Here is a 22,564-nt window from a genome sequence, read left to right as displayed (position 1 = left end):
AAAACCTGTTGGCCATGCTCATTACCCTTGTCAGCGCCTCGGCTGCAGAGGCCGCAAGCATGCGCTGCGATCACGGCATCATTGCTACCGGCGCGCTGCAGGCCGAAGTCTTAGAGCAATGCGGCGAGCCTGACTCGCGCCAACACACCCCGCGTCATATCGACGCCGATGGCTACCCGGCCGACGGCAGCGTCACGGTCGATCACTGGGTCTATGGTCCAAGCAACGGCATGGTCCGCGAGCTGCGCTTTATTGACGGGCGGCTGGTCGATATCGAGAGCACACGACGCTGAGCCCAGGAGCAAGAGATGAAATACATATTCGAGGTAACCATCAAAACCGGCTACCGCGCCGAGGATTACGCCGAGGCCTGGGTGCATGCCAGCGAGCTGATCCAGCGCGCCCCGGGCGCCCGCGGCACCGAGCTGCACCGCAGCCTGCAATCGCCAGACAAGCTGATTGCCATCGCCCACTGGGACAGCAAGGCCCAGCGCGATGCGATGGAGGGCAAGCCGAACGCCGAGGTAGCCGAGATCATTCGCGGCGCAGCGCACTTTTGCGAGATCCGCCTGATTGGCGAGTTCGACGAGCCGGAGTGGGTGGTCATGCCGCCCGGCCAGTAACGGCTTGCGGTACACTCAGCGCAGCCCACTGACCCGCCCAGCGAGCGCACCATGAAAGCAGCTGTCGTCACCGACGTATCCAAAGCCCCGACCTACGCAGACTTCCCCGCCCCTAGGCCGCAGCCAGGCGAATTGCTGGTGACGGTGCGCGCCAGCGCACTTAGCCAACTGGTACGCGCGCAAGCGTCTGGTCGTCACTACACCAGCCCGAAGCCACCCTTTGCGCCGGGCGCAGACGGTGTGGGCGTGCTTGAAAATGGTCAACGCGTCTACTTTGCCTTTCCGCGCAACCCGGTCGGCGCCATGGCCGAGCAGGTCTGCGTGCAGGCCGACTGCGTGGTCCCCCTGCCGGATGGCATCGACGACATCACCGCCGCCGCCATCGCCAACCCCGGCATGTCGTCCTGGGCCGCACTGACAGAACGGGCGCAGCTGCAGCAAGGCGAAGGCGTACTGATCAATGGCGCCAACGGCGCCTCCGGGCGACTGGCGATTCGCATTGCCCGCCACCTGGGCGCCGGACGTATCGTGGTCACCGCCCGCAACACGGCGGCCGAGGCCGACCTGAGGGCGCTGGGCGCAGACGTATTCATCGCCTTGGGCCAAGAGCCGGACGCGCTGCAGGCTGCCCTGCGCGCCGAGATCGACAAGGGCATTGGCGTGGTACTGGACTATGTCTGGGGCAGTTCGGCTGAAACCATCATGCAGGCGGCCACCAGCCATGCACCCGGTGAGGCCGCGCAACGGATACGCTTCGTCAATATTGGCTCACTGGGCGGGCTGAACATTAACCTGCCAGCCGGCCTGCTGCGAAGCACTGGTCTGGAGTTGATGGGCAGCGGCCTGAGCAGCGTATCCAATGCCGACCTGGTGCGCTGCATCGGCGAGATGTTCAAGGTGATGCGGCACATCGGCCTGGAGATCGACGCCGTGGGTCGTCCACTGACAGAGGTCGAGCAGGTCTGGGCCAATAGCCAGGACCGCAGCCGCGTGGTCTTTACCCTTTAGCCGCAGGCTTCAGGGCATCCAGCCACTCGCTCTGCAGGCTCAGCTGCTCTTCGGGCAGGCCGCGCGCAGCCAGCTCGCGGCGCAAGGCTTCACGCTCGGCCACCAGCTCCAGCATATCGCTGCTATTGCCCTCCAGGTGATGCATCTCCTGCAACCCCAGGTGGTAGAAGCGCATCACCCGCATGGCGTTCTCGTCTCCGGCCTGCACCCCCTCTTTGACCTGATGCATCTGATTGGTCACGCGCATCAACGCGCGCTTGAGCCGCCAGCCATAGGCGGCCGAGTCCATCCACGGCTGCTTGAGAAACACCGTGCGCACCAGAATCGCGGTCAGTGCCGCAGCCAGGGCCACCCCGGTGACATTCAGCCCGAAGTTGCTCTCCTGCGCACTGCCGAACAGGCCGATCAGCAACGCCGGCAGCCCCATGCCGAACACGGCAAAGATAGCCACCACAATGATGGTGCTGCGCCGCGTCTGGCTACGGAAGGTTTCTGGGTCACGATGTTCGATACGAAATAGTTCGCTCACTGGCTATTACCCTGACAACATGCAAAGGCGACAGTGTAAGCGCTGGACAGCACAGAGCGCAGCCATACCAATAAAGATTGGCCCGCCGATTGTTGCCCTGCCCTCAACGCGATACCATTTGCGGTCCGCACGACCGAGGCCGCCTGACGCTGGCCGGTCTGCCCATCTCTTTCCCGAGGAACCGTTACGCCGTGAATCGACGTTTACTCGCCCCGCTGCTTGCTCTGGGTCTGGCGATCCTGCAAGGCTGCGCGACCTACACCACACCTGCTGCCGGGGTAAACATGGCCGCTCTGGGCGATGCTGACATCAGCGCCCTGATGGCGCTGGAGCCGGCAGTCCAATTCCCGGCGCGACTGGCTACCGTACGCGTGCAGTCGTCCGGCTACCACTCACTGACAGCAGACAGCTATGGCAGCGGTCAGTTCAGCGTGGTCACGACCCGCGATATCGAAAGCGCCGACGATCTACAGCGTCTGGCCAGCCAGGATCAGCTCAGCGCGGTAGCGCCCATGACGCGCCTGATTCTGCCGCAGGAACTCAACACCCTGCGCGACCTGCGCCTTGGCGCTGCTCGCCTGAAAGCCGACCTGCTACTGGTCTACACGCTGGACACCAGCTTCAATGTCGAGAGCACGGCGCTGGGCCCGCTGTCTGCCATTACCCTGGGCTTTCTGCCGAACAAACAGGCCTTTGTCAGCGCCACCACCTCGGCTCTGCTGGTCGATGTGCGCACCGGTTTTGTATACGGGGCGGCCGAGGCGACCGAGCGCGAATCCCAGCGCGCGACCATGTGGAACAGCCGGGAAGCCATTGACTCCGCGCGCCAGCAGGCAGAAGCGCAGAGCTTCCACAGCTTTGTTGGCGAGTTCGAGCGCCTCTGGCAAGCCACCCTGGCAGAGCATCTGACAGTCGTCGAGCCAGAACCGGTCATCGTGCCCACGCCCAGGCAAACGCCCGAGCCGACAGTCACGCCGGCGCTGCCGCCCGTGCTGGACCCGACACCGGGCACCTACACCTTCTGACTCACCCGCTGCCCGCGCTGCGGGCGGCCTCTGCGGTGCAAATCAATGCCCACCCCCTGGATGCTGCCACTGTTGCTGGCCACAGGTTACGGCCTCTGGCTGGCGCTGCGGCGGCCCGCTGACGGCACCACGCCCGCCCCGATACCCAGGCTGCATCTACCCCTGTTTCTGCTCGCACTGGCGCTGGTCAGCACCGCACTGATGCTCAGCGGCCTGGTCAACGAGCTGGACCAGCAGATATTACTCAGCCTACGCACGCATCTGCCGCCCGCGCTGATAGCGCTACTGGGCTGGATTACCCATAGCGGCTCTTCCGTGTTTCTTACACTACTGATGGCATCGGCCAGCGGCTACCTGTTGGCCCGGGGCCAGCGCGCCAACGCCCTGTTGCTCAGCCTTAGCGGACTGGCAGGCGCACTGCTGGTGGTTCTGCTGAAGATGCTGTTCGCACGCCAGCGCCCTGCGCTGTGGGACACTCTGGAGCTGAGCAGCTTCAGCTTTCCCAGCGGCCACACCATGGGCACGGCCGCCTGCGCCAGCGCACTGGCCGTTGTCCTGTGCCGGGTGTCCCCGGCACAGAGCCGCACTTGGTGGGGGCTGGCTCTAGGCTGGGTTGCGCTGGTGGGTCTGTCGCGCCTGACGCTTGGGGTGCACTGGCCAACCGACGTGTTTACCGGAGCAACCCTGGGCATCGCCCTGACGTTACTGGTCAGCAGGCTGCCCGGTTGCCGCCAGCAGCCCTGAGGCCCCGCCGGGGCGAGTCAACGTCAGCGCGCCTGCCGCGCGGGCAGCATGCGTCGTAGCGTATCGTCGCGCAGCACACAGTGGTGCAGCACCGCCGCAGCGGCATGCAGGCCAATCAGCCAGTAACCAGCCACACCAAGCCACTCATGAACTTCCTTCAGCTGGCCGGCCAGCGCCTGGTTCGGCGCCAGCAATGGCGGTAGCGCAATACCGAGGATCTGCGTCTTGTCCGCCGCACTGAGTACCAGCCAGCCAAGCAGCGGCAGACCGATCATCAGGCCATATAACGCCAGGTGCATGGCCGCTGCCAGCGTGTTCTGCCAGCCCGCCGACACGGCGGCGGGCGCAGGCAACAGCAGGCGTGCCAACAAGCGAGCCCAAACCATCACCCAAACCAGCATGCCCAGCGCAAAGTGCCACTGCTTGAGCAGCTCCCTGGGTTCACTGCCACGGGGGAAATTCCCCTTGAGCTCAATACAGGCGTAGACCGCTGCGATCAGCAGCAGCATGAGCCAGTGGAGGGCAATGGAAAGGCCGTGATAACGGCGTGGAGAGGCGTGCATGGCGGGTACCTGTAGGCAGTTGCGAACGTGGTCGCGACATTACGCCGGCCACCTTAACCCAGCCTTAAGGCTTGGCCTGTCATGACGCGGCGATTGAACCTTCGGCCGGCGGATCAGGACTAAAAACCAAACCCATCTTGCCACCAGGTTAGAGACCGACCATGCCCATCACCGCAGGGACGCCACTGGCAGCGGACACACCGCTGTTCATTGTGCTCAACACCGGCTCCGGCCGTCACCGGGGCAACGAAGTGGAAGACAGCATCCGCCGCGTATTGGATAAGGCCGGGCGGCGCTACGAGCTGTTCAAGGTTGGCTCCGGCAGCGACCTTGAAAACGCAGCCCGGCAGGCACTGCAACGTGCCCGCAGCGAAGGCGGAGCGGTGATCGCCGCGGGCGGCGACGGCACGCTCAACGCCGTCAGCAATGTCGTGCTGGGCGCGGATGTGCCCTTCGGCATTCTCCCCCAGGGCACCTTCAACTATTTCGGACGCACCTACGGCATCTCCCAGGATACCGAGACCGCCACCCGCAGCCTGCTCGACTCCGTGGTAGAGCCGGTTCAGGTCGGCCAGCTCAACGGCCACGTGTTTCTGGTCAACGCCAGCCTGGGCCTGTACCCGGACCTACTGGAAGACCGCGAGGCCTATAAGCAGCGCTATGGCCGCAGCCGCTGGGTGGCGCTCTGGTCCGCCCTGGTCACCCTAATGCGCGCGCACCGCCAGCTCAACCTGCAACTGGACAATGGCGAGCAGACACGTCATCTGCGCACCCAGACCATCGTGGTTGGCAACAACGAGTTGCAGCTGGAGCATATCGGCATTCATGAGCAGACACGTCTGCAGCAAGGCCAGCTGGTGGCCATGACCGCGCGTCCACTTGGCACCCTGGCGCTCTACGGCCTGGTATTGCGCGGCCTGCTGAGCCGCATGGGCGAAGACGAGCACGTCATCAGCTTTGGTTTCAAACATCTGCGGGTAAACCTCAGCCATCGCCGCCGCCGGGTCAAAGTGGCGATGGATGGCGAGATACGCTGGATGCAGTCGCCGCTGGAGTTCCGCGTTGCCGAGCAGCCGCTGCCCCTGCTGGTGCCGCGCGACGACAGCCTGCGGGAGCGTGCATGACGCGTATCCTGCACCTCTCCGACCCGCACTTTGGCACTGAGCAGCAAACAGTCATGACGGCGCTGATGCAGCTGGTAGAGCAGCAGCGCCCGACCCTGGCACTGCTCAGCGGCGATATCACTCAGCGTGCCCGACCAGATCAGTTTCGCCGCGCCCGGCGCTTCATGGAGCAGCTCGGCATACCGATGCTGGCGGTGCCCGGCAACCATGACATGCCGCTGTTCAACCCGTTCAAGCGGCTATTGCGCCCCTACGGCCACTATCAGGACAACTTTGCCGCCGACCTGGAACCCGTGCTGGAAACCGAACGCCTGCTGGTACTGGGCGTGAACTCCTCGCGCGCGGACCGGCACAAGAACGGGGAGCTGACCGATGAGCAGATCCAACGCGTTGAGCAGCGCCTGCGCCGGGCCAGTGCCCGTCAGCTGCGCATCGTCATGCAGCACCATCCGGTGCGCGCGGTGGAAAGCTCGGACCGCAGCAACCTGCTGATCGGTGGCGATGCCGTGGTGCCGCGCTGGGTTGATGCCGGGCTGGACCTGCTGCTTGCCGGACACATTCACCTGCCCTACGTGCGCCCGCTGAACGGTCAAACCAGCGGCCGCCAGGCCTGGACAGCGCAGGCCGGCACTGCGCTGTCGTCACGTGTGCGCGGCGAGATCCCCAACTCGGTGAATCTCATCGAGCACAGCACAGACGGCCCTTTCCACGCCTGTTCGGTGGCCCGCTGGGACTACGCCGACACCAGCCAAAGCTTCCGTCTCTACAGCCACACCGATCTGGCGCTGGATCGCAGCGCCTGACTCGCCCGCTGATCCGCCTGGGCAACAGAGCGTCCGCCACAGCGCAACGCAAACCTGGCAGCAAGATCGGTATACTGAGCGGCTTTGCTGATCTGGCGGGTACCCATGACCGACTTGAGTCTCTGGCAATACGCATTAATCGGTCTGGTCTTTGTCTGGAGCGGCTTCGTACGCTCCGGCCTGGGCTTTGGCGGCGCAGTACTGGCGCTCCCCTTTCTGCTGCTGATACACGATGACCCGCTGGTATTCCTGCCGCTGATTGCCGCTCACCTGCTGCTGTTCTCCTCACTCACGGTGATCATGAACAACCGAAGGCAACCCGAGACGGCGCAGCAGACCGGCAGCGCAGGCGGCTCGGTCGACTGGCGCTACCTTGGTCACATGCTGCTGGTGATGATGATCCCCAAGCTGATCGGCGTATTCGGCCTGCTGACCCTGCCGCCGAAGATCATGAGTCTGATCATCTTTGTGATCGTCTCTGGCTACGCCCTGTCGTACATCTTCAACCGTCCCTTTCGCAGCAACAGCCGGGTAGTCGATACCCTGTTCCTGATGCTGGGCGGCTATATCAGCGGCACCTCGCTGATCGGCGCGCCATTGATCATTGCGGTGGCGGCGCAGCATGTTGCGCGCGAAAAACTGCGCGACACGCTGTTCGTACTCTGGTTCGTGCTGGTTTCGATCAAGATGGCCGCCTTTGTCTGGGCCGGCGTAGATCTGCAACTGATCCATCATCTCTGGCTGCTGCCCTGCGTGACCGTTGGCCACCTGATCGGCCTGCGCTTTCATAACCGCATGCTGCACAACGACAGCGGCCAGTTCTTCCGCGTGCTCGGCGTAACCCTGCTGGTGACCAGCGCCGTGGGGCTGGGCAAGGTTTTCATGACCTGACAGGCAATCAGGGTCTATGCTTGGGTGCAGCAAACAAGGAGAGACACCCATGCATGGACTGACCCTGTACAGCAATCCGCAATCACGCGGCCGCCTCGTACACTGGATGCTTGAAGAACTGCAGATGCCGTATGAAACCGTCTGGATCGACTACGGCGACGAGATAAAAAGCGCGCACTATCGCGCCATCAACCCGATGGGCAAGGTGCCTGCGCTGATGCACGGTGACCTGCTGATCACCGAATGTGCCGCCATCTGCGCCTATCTGGCCGACCGCTTCCCCCGCACCCAACTGGCGCCGCCGGTCGACGACCCGCGCCGCGCCGCCTACCTGCGCTGGCTATTCTTTGCCGCCGGTCCGCTGGAGCAGGCCATCACCGCCCGCAAACTTGACTGGGAGGTGCCGGAGGGACGCGAGCGCATGGTCGGCTTCGGCAGCTTTGAAGACACCCTGGCCACCGTGCAGCAGGCGCTGCTGGGCGGCCCCTGGCTGTGCGGCAACCACTTCACCGCCGCCGACCTCTACCTGGCAGCGCAGCTAGGCTGGGCGATGAGCGAGGGCATCGTGCCCGAGCGTCCGGGCTTTGCCGAGTTTGTGGCGACCGCCTTTGAGCGCCCGGCGGCCATCCGGGCAAAGGCCTTTAACGATCAATACATGGCCGGCAGGTAGGGTCTGTTGCCACCAACTCCTCGGGGTGACGACGCTGCCGCAGCCAGGACAGCAAAAACAGCCCCAAACCGGCTACGGCGGTCAACGCACCAACGTAGCCGGTCACAGTCCAGCCCAAGCTGGCACCAATCGCCAGACCGCCCAGCCAGGGCCCCAGCGCATTGGCCACGTTAAATGCGGCGTGATGGGAGGCTGCAGCCAGCGTCTGTGCATCTGCGGCCACATCCATCAAACGGGTCTGCAGCGGGGGCGACAAGGCCACCATGGTGCCGACCAAAAACGCCGCCAGCAGCGCACTCCATAAGGTCTGCACGGCAAAGGGAAACAGCAGCAGCACCGCCACACTCCAGAGCAGAACCACCCCGACCGCAGCAAACTGCAGGCGCTCAAACAGCCAGCCTCCGGCCAGATTGCCCACCAGGGTGCCAGCGCCAAAGGTGGCTACCGCCAGCGGCACAACCAGGGGCGCAACCCCGGTCACCACAAGCAGGGTTACCGCCAGGTAGCTGAATACGCAAAACATGCCGGCAAAGCCAATGGCGCCGATGCCCAGCGCATACCACACCTGAATACGGCGAAAGGCTTGCAGCTCGGCCAATGGGTTGCTGCGCACCACACTCCGATCCAGCGGCAAAAACAGCGCGATCAACAGCACCGTGAGCAGCGCAATCACGGCCACCGCAACAAAGGCGTAGCGCCAGTCAATCTGCTGCCCGAGCAGGGTCGCCAGCGGGTTGCCCACCAGGATCGCCAGTGTCAGGCCCAGCATTACCAAGCTGATCGCCGCCGCGCGCTTGTTCGGCGCCACCAGCGAGGCCGCCACCAACGCCGCCACACCAAAGTAGGCGCCGTGCGGCAGGCCGGCGACAAAGCGCGCCAATAGCAGGCTGTGGTAGTCCGGGGCCAGTGCGCTGGCCAGATTGCCCAGAGCAAAGAACACCATCAGCAGCAACAGCAGATGCCGGCGGTACAGCATGGCGCCAAAGATCGCCAGAATCGGTGCCCCGACCACCACGCCCAGTGCGTAGCTGCTGATCACATGTCCTACCTGCGGTTCGGTAACCCCCAGATCGGCGGCGATGGTGGGCATCAGCCCCATGATCACGAACTCACCGGTGCCAATGCCAAAGCCACCCACGGCCAGCGCCAGCAAAATCAGCCAGGATAATGAGCCAGCAGGGTGAGCGGGGGAAACATCGGTCAGGTCTGCAGACAACTCGGACATGCATACTCCAGAACGGCGGGAAAAACGCGCCATTATTCCTGCTTTATCCGACAGGGTGAAGCATTGATTCGATATTTATGGAAATTAGGAATAAATCGTTGCCGTCAACCCGCCTCAGACGTACGCCGACACATAATCACCGGACCAAACGCGGCCAACGTCCAGCCTTGGCTGCTATGCTGGCCCGCCGAGCCTCGCCGGAGACCCCATGTGGGAGCTGAGTAGTTACATAGGCCTGTTTCTGATCGCATTTGGCGCCGCCACGGTGCTGCCGCTGCAGTCGGAGTTTGCACTGGTCGCCATGCTGCTGAGCGGTCACTACGACCCGCAGCCGGTCCTGCTGGTCGCCACCGCCGGCAACCTGCTGGGGGCCATGCTCAACTGGTGGTTGGGGCGCTATATCACGCATTTTCAGCAGCGCCGCTGGTTTCCGCTCACACCCGAGCGCCTGGCCCGCACCCAGGCGGCCTATCACCGCTGGGGGTATTGGTCGCTGCTGCTGAGCTGGGCCCCCTTTATCGGCGACCCGCTGACCATTGTTGCCGGTGTGATGCGTGAGCCGCTGTGGCGCTTCACCCTGATCGTGGCAATCGCCAAGGGTGGGCGCTATCTGCTGCTGACCGCTGCTACGCTGGGATGGATGGCCTAAGGGGCCAGAGCAAACCAGGCTCAGCGCTGGCTGGCGATATACAGCGCTTCTACCTTGGCGCGCGCCCAGGGCGTGCGGCGCAGAAACTTCAGGCTGGAATTCATGCTCGGCTCATGCACGAAGCAGTTGATCGGTACCTGACGGCCCAACTCCTCCCAGCCGTAGCATTCCACCAGAGACTCCAGCAGAGCCTTGAGGGTTACGCCGTGCAAGGGGTCAACAGCGCACGGGGGTTGGTTCAATGACATGCCGCTTTCCTTCAATAGCCGATAACGCTGCATTCTACGCCAGCCCAGCCCCTAACACCCCAACAATGCTAGAATTCGCCGCTTCCACCCAGCCATTCGCGGACTTCCGACGTGCCCCAGCCAGCCTCCGACTTTGACGTTATCGTACTGGGCGCAGGCGCCTCCGGGCTGATGTGCGCCGCAACGGCAGGCCAGCGCGGACGCCGGGTGCTGGTGCTGGAGCGGGCCAACCGCATCGGCAAGAAGATCCTTATGTCCGGCGGCGGTCGCTGCAACTTCACCAATTACAGTGTGGAGGCGGACAACTTCATTTCCGCCAACCCGCACTTCTGCAAATCCGCCCTCAAGCGCTACAACCAGTGGGACTTCATCTCAATGGTCGGCAGCTACGCCATCGACTATGAGGAGCGCAAACACCAGCAGCTGTTCTGCCGTGACTCGGCCAAGCCGATTCTCGACATGCTGGAGAATGAGTGCCTGCAAGCCCAGGTGGACATTCGCACCCACTGTGAGCTGAGCAGCGTAGAGCGCCAGGAGAGTGGCGGCTTCACCCTGCAGGTTGAACAGCAGGGCCGCCCAGTCACCCTTCGCTGCCAGTCACTGGTGGTCGCCACCGGCGGGCTGTCGATTCCGACCCTGGGCGGCAGCGGCATCGGCTATCAGCTCGCCGAGCAGTTCGGCCTCAAACTGACGCCTCGCCACGCCGGCCTCGTGCCCTTCACCTTCAGCGACCAGTTCAAGGCCGTTTGCGAGCGCCTGGCCGGCCTCGCGCTGGACGTCGACGTCAGCTGCAACGGGCAACATTTCAGCGAAGCGATGCTGTTTACCCATCGCGGCCTGAGCGGCCCGGCGATGCTGCAGATATCCAACTACTGGCACAGCGGCGATACCCTGCGCGTTGACCTGCTGCCCAGCCTGGACGCCGCCCAATGGCTGCTGGATGAAAAACAGCATCAACCGCGCAGCCGGCTGAAGACGCGCCTCTGCATTCATCTGGCCAAATCGCTGGTGGCGGAGCTGCAAACGCTCTGGTGGCCAGCCGATGACGATACCGCGCTGGCCGAGATGCCTGACCGCCAACTGCGCGAGATTGGCGCCCTGCTCAACGGCTGGCAGCTCAAGCCCTCGGGCACCGAGGGCTACCGCACGGCGGAGGTCACCCTGGGGGGTGTCAGTACCGATGACGTCAGCTCCAAGACCATGGAGGCCAAGGCCTGTCCGGGGCTGTTCTTTATTGGCGAGGTACTGGATGTCAGCGGGCATCTGGGCGGTTTCAACTTCCAGTGGGCCTGGTCCTCTGGCTATACCGCCGGCCAGTTCGCCTGAACCGGCAGACTCAGCGCCGACGGCGCGGCCACAGGGCACAGCCCAGCAAAACGGCCAGAGCGGTGTACCAGAACCAGTTCAGATGCTGCGCATGACGGGTAAAGAAGCTGCCACCACGCGTTGGCGAATAGGGCAGATCAACCAGCATTTCGGCGCGGCTAAAGGCCGGCGTACCGGCAATCGCGCGCCCACTGGGCAAAGCCGCCACCGAGGGGCCATTGTTGATCAGGTGCAGCATGGGCACGCGGTTCTCAACAGCGCGGACGATCGACATCGCGCGATGCTGAAAGGGCTGTGAGCTTTCCCCGAACCAGTTGTCCTGGGAGACAAACAGCAGCACCTTGCCGCCGGCATCGCTGCCAATGGCCTCGGCGATAAATTCGGGGAAGGCGGTTTCGTAGCAGATCTTGGGCACTACGCGCATGCCCTCGATGGGAAAGAACACATGTTCCTGCCCCTCGCCTACCTCACGCAGATAGTCGCCAAAAAACCGGGTTGTCAGCCAGTTGATACCCGGCAGCGTCCAGAAGTCGGGCAGGTACTCGCCAAAGGGCACCCGCTGCATCTTGCGGTACTGATCTACCAGCGCCCCCTCCTGCCCAAGCCAGCCCAGGGTGTTGTAACTGACCGGTGTGGCGTGGCGGTTACGGGTTTCCACGTCGTGAAAAAACAGGTCCGAGGACATGCCCAATATCTGATCGGCCCAGGCTTGGCGCACACTTTGCTGGTCAAAGTAGCCCTTGTAACGCGCCTCCGGCCAGGCCACCCAGCGCGCGCCTGCAGCGGACAGCCGGCGGGTAGCTACCATTTCTTCTGGGTACTCGCGCGAGTAGCCCTCTGGCGGCGCAGGAATACGCCGGGTTGGCGCGTCATTGGGCTGCACCAGACCAATACGCATGGTGGGCCAGGCCGCAGCCTGGCGATCCCAGTGGCCCAGGGCAAACCAGCCATAAACGAACCAGATCAGCACCAGCGCGCTGCCGCCCAGCGCCAACTGCCCCTTGAGGCCGCCAAGATCACGCTGCAGCCACTGGAACAACAGCGCGCTGGTCAACAGCATCAGCATGTCCAAGCCCTGAGCGCCCACCAGGTCAACCCCCTGTATCGCCAGCACAAACGCCGCCTGGGTTTCACTAAAGCGCAGGTCAAACAGCGTCGGGTACAGCGCGCAGGCGATCACCAGCGCCAGCGGGAAGCTGATCAGATCAAGCTGCGGCAGCCGCCGCGAGATCAGACGAAACAGCACGCAGCCGACGGCAATGGAGGCGCCGGCATACAGCCAGAACAAAGAGGCCAGCAGCAAACTGACCGGCAGCGACAGCCCCTTCAGGTGAATGACAAAATCGACCATCCAATAGGCAGTGCCGATGTAAAACACCGTGCCGCAGCACCAGCCCAGCAGCGCGGCCTGACGCAGGCTGCTGGCGTGCAGGGCAAACAGTAGCGGTACCCAGCCAATCCAGCCGCTCCAATAGAGCCCGCCGTCGACCCAGGGCAATGACAGCATTGCCCCGGAGAGCAGCGCCAGCAATAAGCGAGTCAGCGCACGCTGACGCACCTGGACGCACAGCGACGTTGTTGCAGCGTACTTCAGCTCAGGCTTACCCACCGCCGCCATAATGACCTGCTCCACAGCCTTGCCGGTGCGCCAGCCGGCGACGAGTCAGCGCGCGTGCGGGGCACCCACACCCCGGCCATTGACGATAGAAACCGCTTACCCTGCTGCCCATCACCTGAACGGGTGAACGCTTGCTGGCCGCCCGGCCACAAAACTCGCTATGCTTGGCGCTTGCCTGCGACAAGGAACCCGCCATGCCTCACTGGATGACAGGCCTGCTGACCTGCCTGCTGATCTTGCTCAACACCCTTATCGGTATCGGCCCGATGCTGCTGCTGGGCCTGATCAAGCTGCTGCCGTGGCCGACCCTGCAACGCGCCTGCTCGGCCGGCGTGATGTGGATCGCCGAGACCTGGGCCGAGGGCAACAAGGCGATTTTCGCCCTGCTCACCCCGACCCACTGGGACATCCGCTGCGATGCACAGCTCAGCAGCCAGCATTCCTATCTGGTTATCAGCAACCACCAGTCCTGGGTCGACATCCCCGCGCTGGTCAAGGCGTTCAATCGCAAGACGCCGTACTTCAAGTTTTTCCTCAAGCGCGAACTGATCTGGGTGCCGTTTCTCGGGCTGGCGTTCTGGGCGCTGGACTACCCCTTCATGAAGCGTTACAGCAAGGCGCATCTGGACCGCCACCCCGAAGATCGTGGCAAGGACCTGGAGATTACCCGCCGCGCCTGCGAAAAATTCCAGAGCCTGCCGGTGACCGTGGTCAACTATCTGGAAGGCACGCGCTTCACGCCGGCCAAGCAACAGCAACAACAGTCTCCTTACCGCCACCTGCTCAAACCCAAGGCGGGCGGCATTGCTTTTGTAGTCGCCGCCCTGGGTGCCCAAATGCGCACCGTGCTGGATGTCACCATCGTCTACCCCGAGGCAAAACCACCAGGCTTCTGGCGCCTGGTCAGCGGCCAGGTTGCGCGCGTCATCGTTGATATTCGCGAATGTCAGCTGCCGGGCGAGCTGCTGCAGGGGGATTACAGCGAAGACCCGGCGTACCGGGCCGCCTTTCAGCAGTGGGTCTCAGACCTGTGGCAGGCAAAGGACGAGCGCATCGGCGCCCTGCGCGCCGAGAACACCCGGGCAGGTGGCTGAGCGCCGCCTGCCACGGCCCTGCTCAGGAGGTGCTCCCTAGGGTGGCCAACGCTTCCTCCAGCGACTGCACCGGGAGATCCAGCGCAGCGCCAACCTCGGCGTTACATAACGCGCCGTGACTCACGTTCAGACCATTGGCCAGATGCGCATCTTCACGCAGCGCTCGCGCCACGCCCTTCTCGGCCAGCGCCTGCACAAAGGGCAGCGTGGCATTATTCAACGCCTGAGTGGCGGTACGCGCGACGCCTCCCGGCATGTTGGCCACGCAATAGTGCACCACCTCATCCACCACGTAGGTCGGCTCGGCGTGGGTGGTTGGTTTTGAGGTTTGCGCACAGCCACCCTGATCAATCGCCACATCAACCAGCACGCTGCCGGCCGGCATGCGCTGGATCAGGTCCGCACTGATCAGCTTGGGCGCAGCGGCGCCGGGCACCAGCACCGCACCAATCACCAGATCCGCCTGTAATAGCGCCGCCTCCACCGCTGTCGCCGTGGCGTAGCGGGTCTCGATGCGATTGCCGTACTGAGCATCGAGCCGGCGCAGCACATCCAGGCTCTTGTCGAGCACCATCACCTGCGCGCCCAGCCCCACCGCCATGGCCAGCGCATTGCTGCCCACCACGCCGCCGCCCAGAATGACGACGCGGCCCGCCGGCACGCCGGGCACCCCGCCCAGCAGTACGCCGCGCCCACCGCGCGCCTTCTCCAGACAACCGGCACCGGCCTGAATGGCCATACGACCCGCCACTTCGGACATCGGCGCCAGCAACGGCAAGCGCCCCTGCGCATCGGTGACGGTTTCATAGGCGACGCAGGTCGCGCCTGAGGCCAGCAGATCGCGGGTCTGGGCCGGATCCGGCGCCAGATGCAGATAGGTGAACAGCGTTTGCCCCGGACGCAGCAGGCGCCGCTCTTCAGCCTGAGGCTCCTTGACCTTGACCACCAGCTCGCTGTCGCTGAAGACCTGCTCGCGTGATACCAGCCGGGCACCTGCCTCACGGTAGGCTTCGTCAGAGAATCCAATGGCACTGCCAGCGCCGGACTGCACCAGCAACTGATGCCCGTGGCCAGTCAATTCACGCACCGAGTCGGGCGTCAGCCCCACGCGGTACTCGTGGTTCTTTATCTCAGTCGGCACACCGATATACATGATTGCTCGTCTCCTCACTGCAACTACCCCACAGTGTAGAAGAGCGCTGCCGCGCCACAACCAGGGCGTTCAGGTATCCGTAGATGGAGCAGCAGCAGCACGGCTTGCTGCGGTGCTCCCGGCCAATTCGGCGCCAAGGGGATAGCGCTGACCTGCGGCGACCACCTGATCCCGACCGCTGTGCTTGGCCTCGTACATGCGCCGGTCTGCGATACGCAGCAGCGCGCTGAGATCAGCACCATCCTCACCCAGGGTGGCAACACCGCCGCTGAAGGTAATCACCACCTGCTCCTGCCCTACCTGCAGCGGCGTCTGCGCCAGCTGCGCGCGCAAACCGTCAGCCAGGTCGGCGGCCTGCGTCAGGCTCGCCCCCGGCAGCAGCAAGGCGAACTCCTCGCCGCCGATGCGGCAGGGCAGATCCGAGTCGCGCAACCGCGCCTCCACCAGCCGCGCCGTATGTTGCAACGCGCGGTCCCCCACCTCATGCCCATAGCGATCGTTCAGGCGCTTGAACCAGTCCAGGTCCAGCACCACCAGCGACAGAGCCTCATCGTTGCGCTCGACCTGGCTGCGAATACGCCGATACTCTTCAGTCAGCCGCATACGGTTGGCCAGCCCGGTCAGACTGTCGGTACCGGCCAGCTCGATAAGCCGCAGCTCGTTATCGACTCGACTACGCTCATAGATATGCGAGAACACCATCATCGCCAGACTACTGAAGCCAATATTGGCCACCACCACCATCTGCAGCAGAGCGCTGTCACCGGTCAGGTAGCGGACGTTAAAAGCCACTACGCCCAGACCGATAAACACCAGGGACATCCAGAAACCGCCGCGCCGCCCCAGCAGCAGGTAGGAAATAATGGGAATGGTCTGAATCCAGGCGAACACCGTAAAGGAGGTGTTGGGCAGCACCAGCGCAAACTCCATGATGCAGAAAAACGGCACCAGGTAGGCCACCGTCCAGCGCCACAGGTGCGGAGTAGTGCCGATAATCGGCAGCAGAGCACCGGCAAACAGCGCGTAGGCTACTTCCAGGCTAGCCAGCGCATTGAGCCCGCGCGAAAAGTTGATGGCGGCGAACACCAGCCCCGCCACCAGGGTAATCCACAGCAGGGCGCGCAACACCGAACGGCGATGTTCTTCACTCTGTCCCAGACGCTCTGGCATCCACATCCCCATTCAAGTGCACAGCGGCCGACTGAGAGCCCACTGATTAATGACACAGTACACTCTGCTCGGTGATTGATCGACAGCGCCATGCATGCCTGCGAAACCACGCCTTGATTGCGGCCCGACCGAACGCGGCCCGACCAGAACACCAGAGGTCATGCGACATTAATCAGTGCTTCCCACGGATCAGAATAGACGCTAGCACTGTCTGTATCCCTGAAATGTGCAACCTTTCTCCGAAAAAGGCCCGACATTTCTGCATGATTGCTTCTCAAGAGGTCAATAAGTTGTCATGCTTGGGCGGCACGCTGGCTATTGGCCATGTGTCCTTGTCGGCCACCACCGCGATAACTAAAGCCCCGCGGCACAGATTAGCAACCAGGACTACACCGTGAGTGCTATCCCACTGCTCGTATGCGACGACTCCAACATGGCTCGGAAGCAGCTGATCCGAGCCCTGCCGGCTAATTGGCCGTTTCGCATCACCCAAGCCGCCAATGGCCTCGAAGGCCTGGAGGCCATCCGTCAGGGTAATGGCCAGATTGTTCTGCTTGACCTGACCATGCCCGAGCTGGACGGCTTTGGCGTGCTGACCCAGCTGCGCGAGGAAGGCCTCAGCCCGGAGGTCATTGTCGTCTCAGGCGACGTGCAGGAGGAAGCGGTTCGCCGTGCCAAGGCACTGGGAGCCCGTGCCTTTCTGAAAAAACCGGCCGACCCGATGCAACTGGCCGAGGCCCTCAACTCCCTCGGTGTGGATGTACCGCTGGCGCCGGCGCCAGCTCCGCAGGATGATATCTACCGGCCGCTGCCCAACGTCTCCTTCCGCGACGCCTTCCGTGAAATATCCAACGTTGCCATGGGCCGTGCAGCGGACCTGCTCGGGCGGGTGCTCGGCGTATTCATCAAGCTGCCGATCCCCAACGTCAATATCCTCGAGGTGGGCGAGCTGCACATGGCACTGGCCGACGCCCAGCGCGACGAGCGTCTGTCGGCCATCTGCCAGGGCTATATCGGCGGCGGCATCGCCGGCGAGGCGCTGCTGATCTTTCATGACTCGGAAATCGACGACGTTGCCAAGCTGCTCAATACCCAGCGCGACGAAGGCGCACAGCTGGAAATGCAGCTTGACCTGGCCAGCATCATTATCGGCGCCTGCCTCAACGGCCTGTCAGAACAGCTGAACATCACCCTGTCGCAGGGTCACCCGCTGGTGCTGGGCCAGCATTGTCCCATCGAGGATCTGATCCGTATCAACCAGCGTCGCTGGAAGCGTACGTTGGCGGTGGAAATCAGCTACGGGCTGGAAAACCTCGACATTCACTTTGATCTTCTGCTGCTGTTTACCGAGGACTCGGTGCCCAAGTTGCGGGAGCGGCTCGATTACTTGATTGACTGAGCACAACCGGACCCTACAGATGGCCGAACACATCGATATCAACGAACTCCACTGGTTGCTCGACATCGTGCAGAGCATTGATGTCGGCGTAGTGGTCATGGACCGTGACTACAACGTCGAGGTCTGGAACAGCTTCATGGAAAACCACTCCGGGGTCGGCGCTGACAAGGCCGCCCGGCAGTCGCTGTTTACCCTGTTCCCCGAGATTGACCAGGGCTGGTTTACCCACAAGGTAGAAACCGCGGTAATGCTGGGCACCCGCGCCTTCACCATCTGGGAGCAACGGCCCAACCTGGTGCACTTTAAAAGCTATCAGCCGATCACCGGCATGGCTGACGAGATGTACCAGAACGTCACCATCCTGCCACTGCGCAGCAGCACCGGCAAAACCGACCATGTCTGCCTGATTATTTATGATGTCACCGGCGTTGCTGTAAACAAACGGCAACTGGAGTCGGCCAATACTAAGCTGCAGGAACTGGCCCTGCGTGACGGCCTGACCGGCCTGCTCAATCGCCGGTACTGGGAATCCTGCCTGGAACGAGAGTTTGCACGCCATCAGCGTTACGACAACCCGGTCAGCCTGGTGATCTTTGACATCGACCATTTCAAACGGGTCAACGACACCTATGGCCACCAGACCGGGGACGAGGTGATCCGCGAAACAGCGCGCATCACCTCGCAACTGGTTCGTGAAACCGATTTTGCCGGTCGCTACGGTGGTGAGGAGTTCGTGGTACTGCTACCCGGCACCACCCTGGATGGCGCTGCGCAGTTTGCCGAGCGCCTGCGTAGCACCATTGAGCGCCAGCAACTTGACTACCAGGGCAGCCCGCTGACCTTCACCATCAGCTTGGGCGTTGCCACTCTGGCGGACGACATGGCTGGTTATCAAGCGTTGCTGGAACGCGCGGATAAAGCGCTATACCAGTCCAAGGAAGGCGGGCGTAACCAGGTGACTGTGTCCCGCTGAACCCTTACAGGCACGCTTGGTCAGTTGAGAAACGTTTCACAAAAGACAAATTCGCGATATGCTTCACCAACAAACCGTCAAAAAAACAATAAACCCATAAGCCGCCCACAAAAAGGCGGCTTTTTGACGAAAAATTTCAGGCCTCTGGACAAGGTAGTCAGTATGAAAGAGCGCAAACGAGGGTGGCTCTGGGCATATCGCAAAACCCGCAGCTATCACACCAGCATGCCCCAGGCGTTTTACCGCGCCACACGCTTCTGGATTACCGGTGACACTGGCTCGTTTGTCAGCCACGGCGGCTTTCGCAAGACACGTATCCGTCGCTGACGCCAGCCGCCGCCCGGGGCTCTGATACACTGCACAACCTCATTGCGCAGATCAGGCTCCGGCACCCGTGACTCACGTACCCTTCAGCTCTCTCCCTTTGCCCGCTTCGCTGCTGCAGTCTCTTGCGCAGCTCGGTTATGAAAACACCACCGACATTCAGGCCAGCGCTCTGCCGCTGATTCTGGCGGGCCGAGATCTGATCGCCCAGGCACCGACCGGCAGCGGCAAGACCGCCGCCTTTGGTCTCGGCCTGCTGGCACCGCTCAACCCGCGCTTTTTTGGCTGCCAGTCACTGGTGCTGAGCCCAACGCGCGAGCTGGCCGCCCAGATCACCGAGGAACTACGCAAGCTGGCTCGCGGCATGGGCAACATCAAGATAGTCACCCTCAGCGGCGGCATCCCCTTCGGTCCGCAGGCAGCCTCGCTGGAACAGGGCGCACACGTCATTGTCGGTACGCCGGGCCGGGTCCAGGATCATCTCAGCCGGGGCACGCTGCAACTGGACAGCCTGAACTGTCTGGTGCTCGACGAAGCGGACCGCATGCTCGACATGGGCTTCGTCGATGCCATCCGCGAGATCGTGGGTCATACGCCGTCGCGACGCCAGACCCTGCTGTTCTCTGCGACCTATCCGCCGAGCCTGGCGCAGCTGACCGGTGACCTGCTGCGCGACCCGGCGCAAGTGAAGGTAGAGCGCGCAAGCGCCGACAACCCTATCGAGCAGCTCTTCTACGAGATAGAGCCCGAGCAGCGCTTCGCGTCGGTATTGCGCCTGCTGGCTGCCAATCGCCCGCAGCCCTGCATCGCCTTCTGTCACACCCGCCAGCAATGTCAGGAACTGGCCGACTATCTCGGCGCCGAGGGCATCAGCGCACAGGCTCTGCACGGCGACATGGAACAGCGCGAGCGTGATCAGGTACTGGCTCTATTCGCCAACCAGAGCTGCAGCGTGCTGACCGCAACCGACGTGGCTGCGCGCGGCATCGATATCGCTGGCGTTGCCGCAGTAATCAACGTCGAACTGGCCGCAGACCCCGCCGCACACACCCACCGCATCGGTCGCAGCGGCCGCGCCGGCCAACCTGGCCTGGCCCTCAGCCTGGTTGCTCCGCGGGAACTCAAACGCCTGCGCCCGATCGAAGAGAATCATCAGGGCCCGCTGCAGTGGGGCGAGATAGAGCAGTTGCCGGAACGTCCCGAGCGACCGCTGATCGCGCCGATGCGCACCCTGGCAGTGGCCGGTGGGCGCAAGGACAAGCTGCGCCCCGGCGACCTGCTGGGCGCCCTGACCGGCGACGCCGGCCTGCCAGGCGATGCCATCGGCAAGATCAGCATCAGCGACTTTCAGGCGCTGGTAGCCATCCGCCGCGAGCAGGCCAAGCAGGCACTGCAACGCCTGAGTGATGGCAAGATCAAGGGAAGGCGCTTCAAGGTGCGCCTGATTTAACCCCGGCCCCAACCGGCCCTGAGCGCGCCCTTCCATGTCTGGGCGCCGCAGGCTCGCAGGGCCAACCGGAGCAGTACATCATGGACGCCAGCCAGCAGCTTATTCTGCTCATCCTCGCCTGCACCGTCGGACTCTTCCTCTGGGGCCGCTGGCGCCACGACATTGTTGCCCTGGCGGCGCTGCTGGCCTGCGTGGTGACCGGGCTCACCCCTGCCGCCGATGCCTTTGTCGGTTTTGGCCACCCTGCCGTGATCACCGTCGCCGCCGTGCTGATCCTCAGCAAGGGCCTGCAGACCACGGGGGCGGTCGAAGCACTGGCCCAGCGCGCCCTGCCGCAACGCGGCGGCGTGCTGCTGGGGCTGGGCTTTCTGACCCTGCTCGGCGCCGCCCTGTCCGCCTTTATGAACAACGTCGGCGCCATGGCGCTGCTCATGCCCATTGCCATGCAACTGGCCAACCGCCAGGGTGTGCCACCTGGGCGCGTCCTCATGCCGCTGGCCTTTGGCACCATTCTCGGCGGCATGACCACCCTGATCGGCACCCCACCCAACCTGATCGTGTCGGGCTTTCGCGCGCAGACCGAACTCGGCCCCTACAGCATGTTCGACTTCACGCCGGTGGGGCTGGCGGTCGCCCTGGGCGGCGTGTTGCTGGCAGTGCTGGCCAGCCGCTGGCTGGTGCCCCACCGCCCGCAGCCCGAGGCAGGCAGTTTTGATACCGGCACCTACCTGACCGAGGTGCACATTGATGCCGACAGCAAGATCGACGGCAAGCCCCTGCGCGAAGTGGAAAAGCTGCTGGATGACGGCGATGCCCAAATTGTCGGCATGGTACGCAACGACTTTCGTGTCATCGCGCCGCTGTCCAGCCGCATCCTGCGCGCCGGCGACATCCTGGTCATCGAGTCCGACCCCGAAGCACTGGGCGCCTCGCTGACACGCCTGGGTCTGAAACTGGAAGAAGCCGTGCCACCGGGCGGCGCAGACAAAGAAAAGGAAAAGGACGAGCAGGAGCCGCGCGCAGACGAGCCCACGCCGGAGGACGCTGCCACCGCCGAAGAAGCCGAGCAGGAAGAGACACCACCGCTGCGCCATAGCGACGAGATCGTGCTGCAGGAAATGGTCGTCCAGCCCGGCGCTGATATTCTCGGCCGCAGCGCATCCGATATCGCCCTGCGTACCCGTTTTGGCATCAACCTGCTCGCCATCTCCCGCCAGGGCCACCGCTCCATCCGCCGCCTGCGCTGGACCGAGATCCAGGCCGGCGACGTACTGCTGCTGCAGGGCGACCCGGAGGCGATTGCCGGCTTTGCCAGCGAGTACGGCTGTGCGCCGCTGGCACCACGCAGTATCCTGATTCCGGATCGCCGCCTGGCACTGACGGCGGTGCTGATCATGCTGGGCTCGGTCGGCCTGGCCGCCTTTGGCATTCTACCGGCGGCGGTCGCCTTCACCGCCGGCGTGCTGGGCTACATGCTGACACGGGTTATCCCGCTGCGGCGCCTGTACGAGGCCATCGACTGGCCCATCATTGTCCTGCTCGGCGCGCTGATGCCGCTGGCCGGCGCCATGGCCGACACCGGTGCAGCAGATGTACTGGCGCGGACCCTGCTGGAGCACATAGCCCAGGGCAGCCCGATCATCGCCCTGACGCTGATGCTGGTGGTCACCATGACGCTGTCCGACTTCATGAACAACGCAGCAACCGCCGCCGTCATGTGCCCGATTGCCCTGAGCGTGGCCAGCCAGCTCGGCGTAAACCCCGACAGCTTTTTGATGGCCGTGGCCATTGGCGCATCCTGCGCCTTCCTCACCCCCATCGGCCACCAGAACAACACCCTGATTCTTGGCCCGGGCGGCTTCCGCTTTGGCGACTACTGGCGTTTGGGCCTGCCGATGGAGCTTCTGGTAGTGGCCATCAGCATCCCCATGCTGCTGTGGGTGTGGCCGTTGTAA

The 22,564-nt window shown here is 63.5% G+C and carries 24 protein-coding genes; 17 read left to right on the top strand and 7 right to left on the bottom strand.

Going from position 1 to position 22,564, the window contains the following annotated elements; translation table 11 throughout:
* The first annotated feature begins 14 nt into the window (after positions 1-14).
* From BM116_RS08905 to BM116_RS08895, 3 genes are read left to right on the top strand one after another with little or no spacing between them, the layout of a single operon-like run.
* A complete protein-coding gene (locus BM116_RS08905; RefSeq protein ID WP_083728422.1) occupies positions 15-293 on the top strand; it encodes a DUF2845 domain-containing protein in 279 nt (92 codons plus the stop codon).
* Positions 294-308: 15 nt separating this feature from the next.
* Complete coding sequence (locus BM116_RS08900) at positions 309-623, top strand: antibiotic biosynthesis monooxygenase family protein (protein WP_083728423.1); 315 nt, start codon at positions 309-311, stop codon at positions 621-623.
* A gap of 51 nt (positions 624-674) precedes the next feature.
* On the top strand, positions 675-1,631 hold the full coding sequence (locus tag BM116_RS08895) for a quinone oxidoreductase family protein (RefSeq protein WP_083728424.1): 957 nt from the start codon (positions 675-677) through the stop codon (positions 1,629-1,631).
* Here the strand turns inward: BM116_RS08895 and BM116_RS08890 are convergent.
* A complete protein-coding gene (locus BM116_RS08890; RefSeq protein WP_083728425.1) occupies positions 1,621-2,160 on the bottom strand; it encodes a DUF3087 family protein in 540 nt (179 codons plus the stop codon). The genes BM116_RS08895 and BM116_RS08890 overlap by 11 nt on opposite strands.
* A 191-nt stretch (positions 2,161-2,351) precedes the next feature.
* Here BM116_RS08890 and BM116_RS08885 point away from each other — a divergent pair, with 191 nt between their 5' ends.
* Both BM116_RS08885 and BM116_RS08880 read left to right on the top strand, forming a co-directional pair.
* Positions 2,352-3,185 carry a hypothetical protein gene (locus BM116_RS08885; RefSeq protein ID WP_083728426.1) on the top strand — a complete coding sequence of 278 codons (834 nt, stop codon included), beginning with the start codon at positions 2,352-2,354 and terminating at the stop codon, positions 3,183-3,185.
* A gap of 45 nt (positions 3,186-3,230) precedes the next feature.
* On the top strand, positions 3,231-3,929 hold the full coding sequence (locus BM116_RS08880) for a phosphatase PAP2 family protein (RefSeq protein WP_083728427.1): 699 nt from the start codon (positions 3,231-3,233) through the stop codon (positions 3,927-3,929).
* Between the two features lie 23 nt (positions 3,930-3,952).
* On the opposite strand, the gene BM116_RS08875 is transcribed toward BM116_RS08880, so the two are convergent.
* Positions 3,953-4,492: a cytochrome b gene (locus tag BM116_RS08875; RefSeq protein ID WP_083728428.1), complete on the bottom strand. Its 540-nt coding sequence runs from the start codon at positions 4,490-4,492 to the stop codon at positions 3,953-3,955.
* A 161-nt stretch (positions 4,493-4,653) separates the two neighbouring features.
* Here BM116_RS08875 and BM116_RS08870 point away from each other — a divergent pair, with 161 nt between their 5' ends.
* The 4 genes from BM116_RS08870 to BM116_RS08855 all read left to right on the top strand — a co-directional run bounded on the left by BM116_RS08870 (position 4,654) and on the right by BM116_RS08855 (position 7,980).
* Entirely contained in the window at positions 4,654-5,616 is a 963-nt protein-coding gene (locus BM116_RS08870; RefSeq protein ID WP_083728429.1) for a diacylglycerol/lipid kinase family protein, read from the top strand.
* Positions 5,613-6,419: a metallophosphoesterase family protein gene (locus tag BM116_RS08865; RefSeq protein ID WP_083728430.1), complete on the top strand. Its 807-nt coding sequence runs from the start codon at positions 5,613-5,615 to the stop codon at positions 6,417-6,419. The genes BM116_RS08870 and BM116_RS08865 overlap by 4 nt, the downstream gene beginning before the upstream one ends.
* Positions 6,420-6,524: 105 nt before the next feature.
* Complete coding sequence (locus tag BM116_RS08860; RefSeq protein ID WP_083728431.1) at positions 6,525-7,310, top strand: sulfite exporter TauE/SafE family protein; 786 nt, start codon at positions 6,525-6,527, stop codon at positions 7,308-7,310.
* 49 nt (positions 7,311-7,359) lie between these two features.
* Positions 7,360-7,980, top strand: a complete 621-nt coding sequence (locus BM116_RS08855; RefSeq protein ID WP_083728432.1) for a glutathione S-transferase family protein — start codon at positions 7,360-7,362, stop codon at positions 7,978-7,980.
* Here the strand turns inward: BM116_RS08855 and BM116_RS08850 are convergent.
* Positions 7,952-9,079 (bottom strand): MFS transporter, encoded by a 1,128-nt coding sequence (locus BM116_RS08850; RefSeq protein WP_407920309.1) that lies wholly within the window; start codon positions 9,077-9,079, stop codon positions 7,952-7,954. The two genes, BM116_RS08855 and BM116_RS08850, sit on opposite strands and share 29 nt — an antisense overlap.
* 334 nt (positions 9,080-9,413) lie before the next feature.
* Here BM116_RS08850 and BM116_RS08845 point away from each other — a divergent pair, with 334 nt between their 5' ends.
* Positions 9,414-9,854: a YqaA family protein gene (locus tag BM116_RS08845; protein WP_083728434.1), complete on the top strand. Its 441-nt coding sequence runs from the start codon at positions 9,414-9,416 to the stop codon at positions 9,852-9,854.
* A gap of 20 nt (positions 9,855-9,874) precedes the next feature.
* Here the strand turns inward: BM116_RS08845 and BM116_RS08840 are convergent, their stop codons facing one another.
* Entirely contained in the window at positions 9,875-10,102 is a 228-nt protein-coding gene (locus tag BM116_RS08840) for a VF530 family protein (protein ID WP_083728435.1), read from the bottom strand.
* Between the two features lie 111 nt (positions 10,103-10,213).
* Between BM116_RS08840 and BM116_RS08835 the strand changes: the two genes are divergently transcribed.
* A complete protein-coding gene (locus BM116_RS08835) occupies positions 10,214-11,428 on the top strand; it encodes a BaiN/RdsA family NAD(P)/FAD-dependent oxidoreductase (protein ID WP_090475116.1) in 1,215 nt (404 codons plus the stop codon).
* A 10-nt stretch (positions 11,429-11,438) separates the two neighbouring features.
* Here BM116_RS08835 and lnt read toward each other — a convergent pair whose 3' ends face one another.
* Positions 11,439-13,061 (bottom strand): apolipoprotein N-acyltransferase, encoded by a 1,623-nt coding sequence (gene lnt, locus BM116_RS08830; RefSeq protein ID WP_139056958.1) that lies wholly within the window; start codon positions 13,059-13,061, stop codon positions 11,439-11,441.
* A gap of 179 nt (positions 13,062-13,240) precedes the next feature.
* Between lnt and BM116_RS08825 the strand changes: the two genes are divergently transcribed.
* A complete protein-coding gene (locus tag BM116_RS08825; protein ID WP_083725709.1) occupies positions 13,241-14,140 on the top strand; it encodes a 1-acylglycerol-3-phosphate O-acyltransferase, YihG family in 900 nt (299 codons plus the stop codon).
* 22 nt (positions 14,141-14,162) lie between these two features.
* Here the strand turns inward: BM116_RS08825 and ald are convergent, their stop codons facing one another.
* Positions 14,163-15,293, bottom strand: a complete 1,131-nt coding sequence (ald, locus tag BM116_RS08820; protein ID WP_083725711.1) for an alanine dehydrogenase — start codon at positions 15,291-15,293, stop codon at positions 14,163-14,165.
* 69 nt (positions 15,294-15,362) lie between these two features.
* A complete protein-coding gene (locus BM116_RS08815) occupies positions 15,363-16,463 on the bottom strand; it encodes a GGDEF domain-containing protein (protein ID WP_083725853.1) in 1,101 nt (366 codons plus the stop codon).
* Between the two features lie 394 nt (positions 16,464-16,857).
* Between BM116_RS08815 and BM116_RS08810 the strand changes: the two genes are divergently transcribed.
* From BM116_RS08810 to BM116_RS08795, 5 genes are all read left to right on the top strand, one after another.
* The gene (locus BM116_RS08810; RefSeq protein WP_083725713.1) at positions 16,858-17,862 is read left to right on the top strand and encodes a response regulator; all 1,005 of its coding nucleotides are present in this window, start codon (positions 16,858-16,860) and stop codon (positions 17,860-17,862) included.
* Between the two features lie 19 nt (positions 17,863-17,881).
* Entirely contained in the window at positions 17,882-18,835 is a 954-nt protein-coding gene (locus BM116_RS08805) for a sensor domain-containing diguanylate cyclase (RefSeq protein WP_083725715.1), read from the top strand.
* A gap of 162 nt (positions 18,836-18,997) precedes the next feature.
* On the top strand, positions 18,998-19,162 hold the full coding sequence (locus BM116_RS18835) for a hypothetical protein (RefSeq protein WP_169847242.1): 165 nt from the start codon (positions 18,998-19,000) through the stop codon (positions 19,160-19,162).
* 67 nt (positions 19,163-19,229) lie between these two features.
* Positions 19,230-20,609 (top strand): ATP-dependent RNA helicase DbpA, encoded by a 1,380-nt coding sequence (gene dbpA, locus BM116_RS08800; RefSeq protein ID WP_083725717.1) that lies wholly within the window; start codon positions 19,230-19,232, stop codon positions 20,607-20,609.
* An 80-nt stretch (positions 20,610-20,689) separates the two neighbouring features.
* Positions 20,690-22,564, top strand: coding sequence for an SLC13 family permease (locus tag BM116_RS08795; protein ID WP_083725719.1), 1,875 nt, complete (start codon positions 20,690-20,692; stop codon positions 22,562-22,564).

The sequence above is a fragment of the Halopseudomonas pachastrellae genome, from assembly GCF_900114765.1.
In the GTDB taxonomy this organism is placed as follows: Bacteria; Pseudomonadota; Gammaproteobacteria; order Pseudomonadales; family Pseudomonadaceae; genus Halopseudomonas; species Halopseudomonas pachastrellae.
The sequence above is the reverse complement of the archived record's forward strand: the minus strand, read 5'-3'. Positions and strand labels throughout refer to the sequence as shown.